This is a genomic window from Amycolatopsis sp. NPDC114478 (assembly GCF_055633805.1).
Map to the genome: position 1 here is coordinate 751,736 of NZ_JBVKDO010000001.1, position 12,582 is coordinate 764,317.

General features: G+C 70.9%; 8 protein-coding genes. 7 read left to right on the forward strand and 1 reads right to left on the reverse strand.

Annotated features, from left to right (window positions below; genetic code table 11):
• Positions 1 to 332 precede the first annotated feature (332 nt).
• From ACZ7OH_RS03685 to ACZ7OH_RS03700, 4 genes are all read left to right on the forward strand, one after another.
• Positions 333 to 1,349 (forward strand): ABC transporter ATP-binding protein, encoded by a 1,017-nt coding sequence (locus ACZ7OH_RS03685; protein WP_470279421.1) that lies wholly within the window; start codon positions 333 to 335, stop codon positions 1,347 to 1,349.
• On the forward strand, positions 1,349 to 2,233 hold the full coding sequence (locus ACZ7OH_RS03690) for an ABC transporter permease subunit (RefSeq protein ID WP_470279422.1): 885 nt from the start codon (positions 1,349 to 1,351) through the stop codon (positions 2,231 to 2,233). Before ACZ7OH_RS03685 ends, ACZ7OH_RS03690 begins: the two co-directional genes overlap by 1 nt.
• A gap of 95 nt (positions 2,234 to 2,328) precedes the next feature.
• Positions 2,329 to 6,075, forward strand: coding sequence for an ABC transporter ATP-binding protein (locus ACZ7OH_RS03695; protein WP_470279423.1), 3,747 nt, complete (start codon positions 2,329 to 2,331; stop codon positions 6,073 to 6,075).
• A gap of 50 nt (positions 6,076 to 6,125) precedes the next feature.
• Positions 6,126 to 6,731: a DUF4291 domain-containing protein gene (locus ACZ7OH_RS03700; protein ID WP_470279424.1), complete on the forward strand. Its 606-nt coding sequence runs from the start codon at positions 6,126 to 6,128 to the stop codon at positions 6,729 to 6,731.
• On the opposite strand, the gene ACZ7OH_RS03705 is transcribed toward ACZ7OH_RS03700, so the two are convergent.
• On the reverse strand, positions 6,728 to 7,000 hold the full coding sequence (locus ACZ7OH_RS03705) for a hypothetical protein (protein WP_364453130.1): 273 nt from the start codon (positions 6,998 to 7,000) through the stop codon (positions 6,728 to 6,730). The genes ACZ7OH_RS03700 and ACZ7OH_RS03705 overlap by 4 nt on opposite strands.
• A 258-nt stretch (positions 7,001 to 7,258) precedes the next feature.
• Here ACZ7OH_RS03705 and ACZ7OH_RS03710 point away from each other — a divergent pair, with 258 nt between their 5' ends.
• The 3 genes from ACZ7OH_RS03710 (at position 7,259) to ACZ7OH_RS03720 (ending at position 12,579) form a co-directional block, all read left to right on the forward strand.
• Positions 7,259 to 10,963: a multifunctional oxoglutarate decarboxylase/oxoglutarate dehydrogenase thiamine pyrophosphate-binding subunit/dihydrolipoyllysine-residue succinyltransferase subunit gene (locus ACZ7OH_RS03710; RefSeq protein WP_470279425.1), complete on the forward strand. Its 3,705-nt coding sequence runs from the start codon at positions 7,259 to 7,261 to the stop codon at positions 10,961 to 10,963.
• Between the two features lie 121 nt (positions 10,964 to 11,084).
• Positions 11,085 to 11,603 (forward strand): GNAT family N-acetyltransferase, encoded by a 519-nt coding sequence (locus ACZ7OH_RS03715; protein WP_470279426.1) that lies wholly within the window; start codon positions 11,085 to 11,087, stop codon positions 11,601 to 11,603.
• Between the two features lie 10 nt (positions 11,604 to 11,613).
• Positions 11,614 to 12,579, forward strand: coding sequence for an LLM class flavin-dependent oxidoreductase (locus ACZ7OH_RS03720; protein WP_470279427.1), 966 nt, complete (start codon positions 11,614 to 11,616; stop codon positions 12,577 to 12,579).
• The last annotated feature ends 3 nt before the right edge of the window (positions 12,580 to 12,582 follow it).

A 12,582-nucleotide genomic window follows, 5' to 3' on the forward strand; every position in this document is an offset into this window, starting at 1 on the left:
CGAAGCCCGAAGCGGAGACGAAGGGGCGACCCGCTCAACCAGCCTGGGGGTCACTGGGAGCGGGCCGCCGGTACCTAGCTTAGAGGTGTCCGGCGGTCTGCGCTGCACCGGGTCGGCAAGTCACACGAATTCTTTACCAAGTTGATCTGACCTGTCGCTGACACCGCGGACGAAACCTCAGGTCAGCGCCCTTCCTGCGGCACGTGCGACCGCCGCGGCCGGTTGCCGAACGTGACGAAGGTCGCTCCGCGCGGGTTCGGCCGTTCCGTGCGCGCGGGTCGCGCCGGTAGGGCAGGATGACGCCGCATCAGCGGGGAACGTTAGGGGACGGTATGCACGACGGCAGTGGCCGGATTGTGGTGCAGAACCTGAGCAAGCAGTTCGGCGCGGTGAACGCGGTGCAGAACCTCAGTTTCACGGTCGAGCCGGGCTCGGTGACGGGCTTCCTGGGGCCGAACGGTGCCGGGAAGACGACGACGTTGCGGATGCTGCTCGGGCTGGTGACGCCCTCGGCGGGGCAGGCGACGATCAACGGGCGTCCGCACTCGCAGCTGGGGAACCCGGCGCGGGTGGTGGGTTCGGTGCTGGAGAACGAGGGGTTCCACCCGAGCCGGACGGCGCGCAACCACCTCCGCGTGTACGCGGCGGCGATCGGGGTGCCGGACCAGCGGGCGGACCAGGTGCTGGGGCTGGTCGGGCTGGGCAGCGCCGCGGACCGGAAGGCGGGCGGGTTCTCGCTCGGCATGCGGCAGCGGCTCGCGCTGGCGACGGCGTTGCTGGGTGACCCGCAGGTGCTGGTGCTGGACGAGCCGACGAACGGCCTCGACCCCGAAGGCATCCTGTGGCTGCGGAACTTCCTGCGCTCGTACGCGCGGGAGCAGCGCCGGACCGTGCTGGTCTCGAGCCACCTGCTCAACGAGGTCGAGCAGCTGATCGACCAGGTCGTCATCATCAGCCAGGGCGTCACGCGCTACTACGGCTCGCTGGACCAGCTGCGCAAGAGCCAGCAGTCGCGGGTGCTGGTGCAGCCGGCGGACCCGGGCGCGCTCGTGAAAGCGTTGCAGGAGAACGGCATCACCGCCGTCTCGCCGACGCCGGACGGCCGGGTCGCGGTCGCCGGGTCGAGCGTCCAGCAGATCGGCGACCTCGCCGCGAAGGCCGGGATCGCCGTCTACGGGATGCAGGAGGACCACGCCGACCTCGAGCGGATGTTCTTCCAGCTGACGCAGGGCCAGTACACCGGCGGCCCCGGTCAGCCGCCGCAGCCGCAGTACCAGGGTCCGCCGCCGCCCGGCTACCCGCCGTCGGGCCCGCAACAGCAGCAGTACTGGGGAGGACCGCAGCGGTGATGGGCAACCTGATCAAGGCGGAGTTCCGCAAGACGCTCTCGCTCAAGACGTGGTGGGTGCTGCTGATCCCGCTGGCGCTCGTGGCCTTCTGGCTGACGTTCGCGTGGGGGAAGATCACCAACGACTTCGCCGACTTCCTGAGCAGCGACAGCGACGCCCGGCAGGTCACCCGGCTGATCGGCCTGGACCCGAACCAGGTGCCGGTGGGGCTGCTCGCGCTGGCGCACGGCGTGAACATCGCGCAGCTCGTCCCGGGACTGTTCGGCATCTTCGCGCTGGCCGGTGAGTACCGCAGCAAGACGATCACGACGACGTTCCTCACCGCGCCGAACCGGTTCACGGCCCTGGCCGCGAAGATGCTCACCTACGTCGCGTGGGGCGCGATCTACGGGCTGGTCAGCTTCGGCGTCTCGGCGGTCGCCGTGATGTCGTCGGTCGACTCGGGCCGCTGGCCGTCGGCGGGCCAGTGGCTGGCCGCGCTCGGCGGGACGGTGCTGGCCTCGGTGCTGGTGACGCTGTTCGGCATCGGGTTCGGCGCGGTGCTGCGCAACGTGCCGCTGGCGGTGGTGCTGTTCCTGGTGTGGTTCCTGATCGTGGAGAACGTCCTGGTGATCCTGTTGTGGGGCCAGACGACCCTGCTGGGCGGGATCCTGCCGAACGGCACCGCGAACGGGATCGTCGGCGGCATCGCGGCGGACGCGTTCGGGTTCAACTCGCTCAACTTGCCCGACGACGTCAACTCGGGGGCGCAGCTGCTGCTGCAGTACACGGCCGCGGCGCCCGGCGTGCTCTCGTGGTGGGCCTCGGCGTTGATCTTCTTCGCCTGGACGATGGTCTTCTTCGGCCTGGGCTGGGCGGGCAACCAGAAGCGCGACGTCACGTAGATCACCCGTCCGTGAAGGCCGTCTCGAAGTCGCCGAGACGGCCTTCACGGCTTTCGGGGAAATATTTTGTCGGTGGCGGCGCTTAGTGTTGCAACGTGACCATCGCTCCGCCCCGCTCCCGTCAAGAGCTCCCACCCGCTGAGACCGTCGGCTGGGTCCGCCGGCTGTCCGCCGCGGCCTGGGAGCACCGCGCCATCGTCGTGCTGTCGCTGCTCGCCGCCGTCTTCAGCGTCGGCGTGCAGGCCGCGAGCCCGCTGCTGGTGCGCACGGCGGTCGACGACGCCGTGGCGGGGCGGACCGGTGCGCTGCCGGGGATCACCGTCTTCCTGGTGTCGCTGCAGCTGGTCGCGTTCGCCACCGCCTTCCTCCGCCGGTACTTCGGCGGAAAGCTCGCCCTCGACGTGCAGCACGACCTGCGCCAGCGCGTCTTCAACGCGGTCTCGCGCCTCGACGGCGGCAAGCAGGACGCGTTGCGCACCGGCCAGGTCGTCTCGCGCGCGATCTCGGACCTGCAGCTGGTCACCGGGATCCTGATGCAGGTCCCGCTTTCGTTCGGCTCGGTGATCTTCGCGCTGCTGTCGTTCGCGGCGATGCTGTGGATGTCGCCGGTGCTGACGCTGATCGCGCTGGTCGTCACGCCCGCGGTCGGCGTCATCATCGCCCGCAGCCGCAAGCGCCTGTTCCCGGCGACGTGGTCGGCGCAGCAGCGCGCGGCCGACGTCGCGCAGCAGGTCGAGGAGACCGTCACCGGTGTCCGGGTGGTCAAGGGTTTCGGCCAGGAGGCGCGGGAGGTCTCGAAGCTCGAAGGGACCGCGCGCAAGCTGTTCGGCGAGCGGCTTCGCGCGGCGAAGCTGTCGGCGGTGCCGACGGCGACGACCGCGGCCCTGCCCGCCGCCGGCCAGGTGGCCGTGCTCGGCATCGGCGGCGTCCTCGCGCTGAATGGCTCGATCACCCTCGGCACCTTCCTCGCCTTCGCGACCTACCTCGCGACGCTGATCGGCCCGGCCCGGATGCTGTCCGGCCTGGTCGTGCAGGCCCAGCTGACCCGCGCGGGCGCCGAGCGCGTCTACGAGCTGATCGACGCGCAACCGGAGGTCGTCGACTCCCCCGGCGCGCGGCCGCTGCCGTCCGGGCCGCTCGGCGTCGAACTCGACGACGTCCGCTTCGGCTACACGCGCACCGAACCGGTGCTGGCCGGCCTCTCGGTCACCGCGAACCCGGGCGAAACCCTCGCGCTGGTCGGCACCGCGGGGTCCGGGAAGTCGACGATCTCCTTGCTGCTGCCCCGGTTCTACGACGTGCACGCGGGCTCGGTGCGCGTCGGCGGCCTCGACGTCCGGGACGTGCCGCTGCGGCAGCTGCGGCAGGCGATCGGTGTCGTGTTCGAAGAGGCTTTCCTGTTCTCCTCGTCGATCCGGGAGAACATCGCGTACGGCCGCCCGGACGCGAGCGAAGAAGAGATCGTCGCGGCGGCTCGCGCGGCCGAAGCCGACGAGTTCATCCGCGCCCTGCCCGACGGCTACGACACGTTGGTCGGCGAGCGCGGCCTTACGTTGTCAGGCGGCCAGCGGCAGCGGCTCGGGCTGGCCCGCGCGCTGATCACCGACCCGCGGATCCTGATCCTCGACGACGCGACGTCGGCCATCGACACCGTCACCGAGGCGGCGATCCACGACACCCTGCGCTCGGTCACGGCGAGCCGCACGACGCTGCTGATCGCGCACCGGCGCTCGACGCTCGCGCTGGCCGACCGGATCGCGGTGCTGGACGAGGGCCGCGTCGTCGACGTCGGCACCGAGGCCGAGCTGATGGCGCGTTGCCCGCTCTTCCGCGAACTCGTCGCGGGCCCGGGCGACGACGTCGAGGAGAAGCACCGCTGCGAGGGCCTCGACTGCGGCCAGGACGGGATCACGCCGGCGCTGTGGCCGCGGGACGAGAGCCGCGACGAGGTCGACGACCTGGCGGACGCGGCGCGGCAACGCAGCGGCGACCCCACCAGCAGCGGGTTCGTCGGCGGGGGCGGCGGCCTCGACGTGCCGCCGACGCCGGAGCTGATCGAAGGCGTACGCAAGCTGCCCGCGGCGGTGGACGAGCCGCGAATGTCCGATGTGGACGTCACGGCGCCCGACCCCGGCTTCCGGCTGGCCCGGCTGCTGCGTCCGGTCCGCTGGCCGCTCGCGCTGGTCATCGGGCTGGTGGCGGCGGACGCGCTGGCGTCGATCGCGCTGCCGGCGCTGTACCAGTTCGGTGTCGACCACGGCGTGAAGCCGGGCATCGAGTGGATGGTGTGGCTGGCCGCCGGGATCGGCGCGCTGGTGATCGCGGCCGACTGGCTGGTCGTGTTCGCGCAGACGCGGCTGACCTCGCGGGTCGGCGAGACGGTGCTGTACGCGCTGCGCGTCCGCAGCTACGCGCACTTGCAGCGGCTCGGGCTCGACTACTACGAGCGGGAGCTGTCCGGGAAGATCATGACCCGGATGACGACGGACGTCGACGCGCTGTCGACGTTCCTCCAGACCGGCCTGGCCACCGCGGTGGTCAGCGCGCTGACTCTGGCCGGGATCACGGCGGCGCTGCTGGTCACCGACGCCGGGCTGGCGATGTTCGCGCTGGCGATGGTGCCGGTGCTGGCGGTGGCCACGGTGATCTTCCGGCGCGCGGCGTCGAAGGCGTACAACGAGGCCCGCGAACGGGTCAGCGTGGTCAACGCGGACATGCAGGAGAACGTCAGTGGCCTGCGGGTCGCGCAGGCGTACACGCGCGAAGACCGCTCCGCGGAGGCGTTCGCCTCGCGCAGCGACGACTACCGGCGCTCGCGGCTGCGGGCGCAGCGGTACGTCGCGACGTACTTCCCGCTGGTGGCACTGCTGTCCGACCTGGCGACCACGACGGTGCTGGTGGCGGGCGCGAACCGCGTCTCGGCGGGGACGCTGTCGGCCGGCGTGCTGCTCGCGTTCCTCCTGTACCTGCAGCAGTTCTTCTCGCCGATCCAGCAGCTGTCGTCGGTGTTCGACGGCTACCAGCAGGCCCGCGTCGGCCTGAACCGGATCGGCGACCTGCTGCGGACCCCGACTTCGGTGCCGGCGGCGGAGAACGCCGTGGCGGTGCCCGAGCGGCTGCGCGGCGAGGTGTCGTTCAAGGAGGTCGACTTCGCCTACGCCGGCACGGACGCCCCGGCGCTGGCGGAGTTCTCGCTGGACGTCGCGGGCGGCGAGACGATCGCGCTGGTCGGCGCGACGGGCGCGGGCAAGTCGACGGCGGTGAAGCTGGTGGCGCGCTACTACGACGTCACCGGCGGCGAGGTCCGGATCGACGGCACGGACGTCCGCGAGTACGAGCTCGCCGGGCTGCGGCGCCGGATGGGCGTCGTGCCGCAGGAGGCGCACCTGTTCTCGGGCACGGTGGCGGACAACGTCCGCTACGGCCGCCCGGCGGCGTCGGACGCGGAGGTCGAGGCGGCGGTCCGCGCGGTGGGCGCGTTCGACGGCGTCGCGGCCCTGCCGGCGGGCTTCCTGCAGCCGGTGGGCGAGCGCGGCCGCTCGCTGTCGGCGGGGCAGCGCCAGCTGGTGGCACTGGCCCGCGCGGAGCTGGTGGACCCGGACGTCCTGCTGCTGGACGAGGCGACGGCGGCCCTGGACCCCTCGACGGAAGCGGCGGTCCTGCGAGCGACGGAGACGGTGGCCCGCCGCCGCACGACGTTCGTGGTGGCCCACCGCCTGGCGACGGCGGCGCGGGCGGACCGCATCGTGGTCCTGGACCACGGCCGCATCGCGGAGACGGGAACGCACGAAGAGCTGCTGGCGGCCGAGGGCCTTTACGCCCGCCTGTGGGCCCTGGGCTGAACACCGAAAGTCCGTGGCCGAGGTCACGCCGCACTGGGACCATGGCGGGCATGTTCGAAGAGAACCGGGTCCCCGACCGGCAGATCCGGGCCGCCCGGACCGCGACGACGGTCCGGGTCTACCAGGCCTACTCGCCGTCGATCGCCGACGCCGCGCTCGAGAAGCAGACGTTCGTCGAGCCGTTCAAGCGCGACCGGATGACGTGGATCAAGCCGTCGTTCCGGTGGATGGCCTACTGCTGCGGCTACGGCAAGAAGCCGGGCCAGGAACGCATCCTCGCGATCGACATCACCCGCGAAGGCTTCGAGTGGGCCCTCGCGCACGCCGCGCTGAGCCACCCGCGCCGTGACCAGGCCAAGGACGCCTGGAAGCAGGAGCTCAAGACCAGTCCGGTGCGCATCCAGTGGGACCCGGAGCGAGACCTCCACCACACCGCGCAGAACTTCCGGGCCATCCAGATCGGCCTGAGCGGCGAGGCGGTCGACCACTACGTCGAGGAGTGGATCACCGCCATCACCGACGTCACACCGGTGATGCGCGACATCTCCGGGCTGCTGGCCACCGACCAGCTGCACAAGGCCGTCAAGCTCGTGCCCCACGAGCCGCCGTACCCGCTGAGCGAAGACCTCGCCAAGGCCGTGGACGCCACCGGCTAAGGCAGCGCCCGCCACTTCAGCGAGCCCATCCCCGCCGCCTCGACGTCCGGGCGCGATGCCCACCGGACCGTGCCCGGACGGACGTGCACCCCGGCTCCGACCAGCCAGTCGGGCTCGTCCGGCTCGACCCACTCCATCTCTTCGAAGTCGGCCAGCGTGGGCCACACGGCCGAGCACGAATCGCACGTCAGCACGACCGTGCCGGACTCCGTCACCAGCGGCCGCACCAGGCCCTGGTCCCAGAACGAAGGACATTCGACCAGCCACATCCTCCCAGTGGAACCCGCCGCGGTGAACGCCCGACGGCCACCGGGAGAAGCCGGACGAAAGAGACCGCGAACGCTGTACCGGGTCCAGCGCTTAAGGTTCCCTTAGCACATCTTGATCGAGTCAGTGACCGATCCCCTAGTGCGCCACGCCTCACACAGGCCGGTTCCATCACATCGCGGTCACCGAGGGGGTTAGCCTGGTAGGCGCATCAGCGGATTCAAGATCGAGATCGAGACGGATAGAGGCGAGCCCCAGCCGTGTCCAGCAGCAGCCCTGCGTCACAGTTCGGCCCCAACGAGTGGCTGGTCGAAGAGATGTACGACCAGTTCCTCGCCGACCCTTCTTCAGTCGATGCCGCCTGGCACGACTTCTTCGCGGACTTCAAGCCGACGCAGAACGCGCAGGCCAAGGCGGACACGGCCCGGCAGCAGGCCGAGACCAAGCCGGCCACCAACGGCCAGGCGGCGCAGCCGTCGCCCACGGCCGTGCGGAACGCCGAGTCGGCGGCCAAGCAGGCCGCCCCCGCGAAGACGGCCCCCAAGCCGGCCGCGAAGCCGGAGCCGAAGGCGGCCCCGAAGCCCGCCGCCAAGGCGGAGCCGAAGGCCGAGGCCAAGAAGGAAGAGCCGGAGTCGAAGCAGCTGCGCGGCGCCGCGGCGGCCATCGCGAAGAACATGGACGCCTCGCTGAGCGTCCCGACCGCGACCAGCGTGCGCGCGGTCCCGGCGAAGCTGATGGCGGACAACCGCATCGTCATCAACAACCACCTCAAGCGCACGCGCGGCGGCAAGATCTCCTTCACGCACCTCATCGGCTACGCCATGGTCCGGGCGCTGAAGAACTACCCGAACATGAACCGGCACTACCAGCAGATCGACGGCAAGCCGTTCGCGATCACGCCGGAGCACGTCAACTTCGGGCTCGCGATCGACATGAAGGGCAAGGACGGCTCGCGCAACCTCGTCGTGGCTTCGGTGAAGTCCGTCGAGGACATGACGTTCCTGCAGTTCTGGCAGGCCTACGAGGAGATCGTCAAGAAGGCCCGCAACAACAAGCTGACGGCCGACGACTTCTCCGGCACCACGATCTCGCTGACCAACCCCGGCGGCATCGGCACCAACCACTCGGTGCCGCGCCTGCAGGCCGGCCAGGGCGCCATCATCGGCGTCGGCGCCATGCAGTACCCGGCCGCCTTCGAGGGCACCAGCGAAAAGACGCTGGTCGACCTGGGCATCAGCAAGATCATGACGCTGACCTCGACCTACGACCACCGCATCATCCAGGGCGCGGAGTCCGGCGAGTTCCTCAAGCGCATCCACCAGCTGCTGCTCGGCGAAGACGGCTTCTACGACGACGTCTTCACCAGCCTGCGCCTGCCGTACGAGCCGATCCGCTGGGTCGCCGACATCCCCGAGGGCCCGGTCGACAAGACCGCCCGCGTGATCGAGCTCATCGACGCCTTCCGGATGCGCGGCCACCTGATGGCCGACACCGACCCGCTGAACTACCGCCAGCGCAGCCACGCCGACCTGGACGTCCTGTCCCACGGCCTGACGCTCTGGGACCTCGACCGCGAATTCCCGGTCGGCGGCTTCGCCGGCCAGGAGCGGATGAAGCTGCGCGACATCCTGGGCGTGCTGCGCAACTCCTACTGCCGCACGGTCGGCATCGAGTACACGCACATCCTCGACCCCGAGGAGCGCCGCTGGATCCAGGAACGCGTCGAGATCCCGCACGAGAAGCCGGACCCCGCGGTCCAGAAGTACGTGCTCTCGAAGCTGAACGCCGCCGAGGCGTTCGAGACGTTCCTGCAGACCAAGTACGTCGGCCAGAAGCGGTTCTCGCTCGAGGGCGGCGAGACGGCGATCCCGCTGCTCGACACGCTGCTGGACAAGGCCGCCGAGCACGAGCTCGACGAGGTCGTCATCGGCATGCCGCACCGCGGCCGGCTGAACGTGCTGGCCAACATCGTCGGCAAGCCGATCTCGCAGATCTTCCAGGAGTTCGAGGGCAACCTCGACCCCGGCCAGGCGCACGGTTCCGGTGACGTGAAGTACCACCTCGGCGCCGAGGGCAAGTACTTCCGCATGTTCGGCGACGGCGAGACGAAGGTGTCGCTGACGGCGAACCCGTCGCACCTGGAGACCGTGGACCCGGTGCTCGAGGGCATCGTCCGCGCGAAGCAGGACCTCCTGGACAAGGGCGGCGAGGGCTACACCGTCCTGCCGGTGCTGATGCACGGCGACGCGGCCTTCGCGGGCCAGGGCGTCGTCGCCGAGACGCTGAACCTGGCGCTGCTGCGCGGGTACCGCACCGGCGGCACCGTGCACGTCATCGTCAACAACCAGGTCGGCTTCACGACCGCGCCGGAGCACTCGCGCTCCTCGCAGTACGCCACCGACGTCGCGAAGATGATCGGCTCGCCGATCTTCCACGTGAACGGCGACGACCCGGAGGCCGCGCACTGGGTGGCCAAGCTGGCCGTCGAGTACCGGCAGGCGTTCCACAAGGACGTCGTCATCGACCTCATCTGCTACCGCCGCCGCGGGCACAACGAGGGCGACGACCCGTCGATGACCCAGCCGGCGATGTACGACATCATCGACACCAAGCGCTCGGTGCGGAAGACCTACACCGAGTCGCTGATCGGCCGCGGCGACATCTCCGTCGAGGAGGCCGAGGCCGCGCTGCGCGACTTCTCGAGTCAGCTGGAGCACGTCTTCAACGAGGTCCGCGAGCTGGAGAAGCACCCGGCGAAGGCCAGCCCCTCGGTCGAAGAGGAGCAGCAGGTGCCGGCCAAGGTGTCGACGGCGATCACCAGCGAGACGCTCGAGCACATCGGCGACGCGTTCGTGAACGTCCCGGAGGGCTTCACCCCGCACCCGCGCGTCAAGCCGGTCATGGAGCGCCGCCACAAGATGTCCCGCGAAGGCGACATCGACTGGGCGTTCGGCGAGCTGCTCGCGTTCGGGTCGCTGGCGATGGAGGGCCGGCTGGTCCGGCTGTCCGGCCAGGACTCCCGGCGCGGCACGTTCACCCAGCGGCACTCGGTGTTCATCGACCGCAAGACCGGCCAGGAGTACGCGCCGCTGCAGAACCTGGCCGACGGCCAGGGCCGCGTGATGATCTACGACTCGGCGCTGTCGGAGTACGCGGCCGTCGGCTTCGAGTACGGCTACTCCGTGGCCAACCCCGAGTCGCTGGTCATGTGGGAAGCGCAGTTCGGTGACTTCGTCAACGGCGCGCAGACCGTCATCGACGAGTACATCTCCTCCGGCGAGGCAAAGTGGGGCCAGCGCTCGGACGTCGTGCTGCTGCTGCCGCACGGCCACGAGGGCCAGGGCCCGGACCACACCTCCGGCCGCATCGAGCGGTTCCTCTCGCTGTGCGCGGAGGGCTCGATGACGGTGGCGGTGCCGTCCACCCCGGCGAACTACTTCCACCTGCTGCGCCGCCACGCCCTCGACGGCATCCAGCGTCCGCTGATCGTCTTCACGCCGAAGTCGATGCTCCGCAACAAGGCCGCGACGTCGGCGACGAGCGACTTCACCGGCGAAAGCCGCTTCATGTCCGTCATCGACGACACGACGCCGGACCCGGCGAAGATCCGCAAGGTGCTGCTGACCTCCGGGAAGCTGTACTGGGAGCTGGTGGCCGAGCGGACGAAGCGCGAGGCGGACGACGTCGCGATCGTGCGGATCGAGCAGTACTACCCGCTGCCGAAGAAGAAGCTGGTGGCGGCGCTCGAGCGTTACACCAACGCTTCGCAGGTCGCGTGGGTCCAGGAGGAGCCGGAGAACCAGGGCGCGTGGCCGTTCTTCGGGCTCAACCTGCCGCGGAAGTTCCCGGAGCTGTTCGCGAAGCTGGAAGTCGTGTCGCGCCGTCCGATGGCGGCGCCGTCGGCCGGCTCGTCGAAGGTGCACGAGGTCGAGCAGAAGGCGCTGATCTCGAAGGCGTTCGACTGATCGCTTGATGGGCCCGTGAAGGCCTCCTTGCCGGCTTCGGTGGCTGGCGAGGAGGCCTTCACCGCGTTCGGGGCCGGAAATCGGCTTTCGCCCGCGGCGAGTTCGCGGCAGGGTGACGACCATGCTGATCCGCCGCGAGACGCCCGCCGACCGGACCACCGTGCACGCGATCCACAGCGAAGCCTTCCGGCGCGAACCCGGTGTCACCCCGGTCGAGGCGCCGCTGGTGGACGAGCTGCGCGCGGACGGCGACCTGGTCGACGCGCTGTCGCTGGTGGCCGTGCGCGACGGCGAGGTCGTCGGGCACGTGTGCTGCAGCCGGGCCCGCGTCGGCGAGGACACGACGTCCGCGGTCGGGCTGGGACCGCTCGGCGTGCTGCCCGCGCACCAGGCGAGCGGCGTCGGCTCGGCGCTGGTGCACGCGGTGCTCGGCGCCGCGGACGCGCTCGGCTACGGCCTGGTCGTCCTGCTCGGCAGCCCGGGCTACTACTCGCGGTTCGGCTTCGTCACGGCGTCGACGCTCTCGGTCGCGCCGCCGGATCCCGCCTGGGGCAAGCACTTCCAGGCCCGCACGCTCACCGGCTACAAACCCACGCAAGCTGGCGCGTTCGAGTACGCGCCGCCGTTCTCCCGGATCTGAGGAGCCTGGCATGTACGCACCGAGCTCGTCCGTCGGCGTCCGCATCAACCGCGAGCAGCACCCGTCGAAGCTGGTCGACCTGGCCCGCCAGGCGGAAGACGCGGGTCTCGACGAAGTCTGGCTGGTCGAAGACTGCTTCTGGGCGGCCGGGATCGCCACGGTCGCGACGGCGCTGGCCGTGACGTCGACGATCAAGGTCGGCATCGGCGTGCTCCCGGCGGTGGCCCGCAACCCGGCGATCGCCGCGATGGAGCTGGCCGCGCTGGCGGAGCTGCACCCCGGCCGGCTGATCGGCGGGCTGGGCCACGGGGTGGCGTCGTGGATGCGCCAGATCGGCGCGTACCCGGCGTCGCCGCTGGCGGCGCTGGACGAGACGCTGGTGGCGGTCCGCCGCCTGCTGGCGGGCGAGCGGGTTTCGATGCACGGCCGGCACGTGCACCTGGACGAGGTCGAACTGGTTTTCCCGCCCGCTTCGGTGCCGCCGGTGCTGGCGGGCGTCCGGCGGCCGAAGTCGTTGGCGGTGGCGGGTTCCTCGGCGGACGGCACGATCCTGGCCGAGCCGTCCCCGCCGGAGTTCGTGCGGACGGCGCTGGCGGGCATCGCCGCCGGCGGCCCCGCGGAGCACGCTCTGGTGACGTACAACTGGCTGGCGCTCGGCGACCGCGAACGCGCGCGGCTCACCGTGGCGGAGTCCCTGACGCCCGGGGCGCGGGTGCAGGTGGCGGACTTGCCGTTCGCCGCCGAGCTGCTGGAGCTGGTGGACTCGGCGTCCACAGTGGACGAACTGGCGGCGGGCCTGCGCCCGGAGTGGCTCGACCGGCTCGCGATCTGCGGCGACCTCGACCAGTGCGTGGCGTCGGTCCGCGCGCTGCACGCGGCCGGCAGCGGCTCGGTGGTGCTGCTCCCGCTGCCGGAGGAACCGCCGGAGCGGGGCATCGAGGACGCGGGCAAGGTCGCGGCGGCGCTGCGCGCCTGACCG

Excerpts from the sequence above, each read along its gene's own strand:
- ACZ7OH_RS03685 (WP_470279421.1), top strand. The coding sequence starts at position 333 with ATGCACGACGGCAGTGGCCGGATTGTGGTGCAGAACCTGAGCAAGCAG.
- ACZ7OH_RS03690 (WP_470279422.1), top strand. The coding sequence starts at position 1,349 with ATGGGCAACCTGATCAAGGCGGAGTTCCGCAAGACGCTCTCGCTCAAG.
- ACZ7OH_RS03700 (WP_470279424.1), top strand. The coding sequence starts at position 6,126 with ATGTTCGAAGAGAACCGGGTCCCCGACCGGCAGATCCGGGCCGCCCGG.
- ACZ7OH_RS03705 (WP_364453130.1), bottom strand. The coding sequence starts at position 7,000 with ATGTGGCTGGTCGAATGTCCTTCGTTCTGGGACCAGGGCCTGGTGCGG.
- ACZ7OH_RS03715 (WP_470279426.1), top strand. The coding sequence starts at position 11,085 with ATGCTGATCCGCCGCGAGACGCCCGCCGACCGGACCACCGTGCACGCG.
- ACZ7OH_RS03720 (WP_470279427.1), top strand. The coding sequence starts at position 11,614 with ATGTACGCACCGAGCTCGTCCGTCGGCGTCCGCATCAACCGCGAGCAG.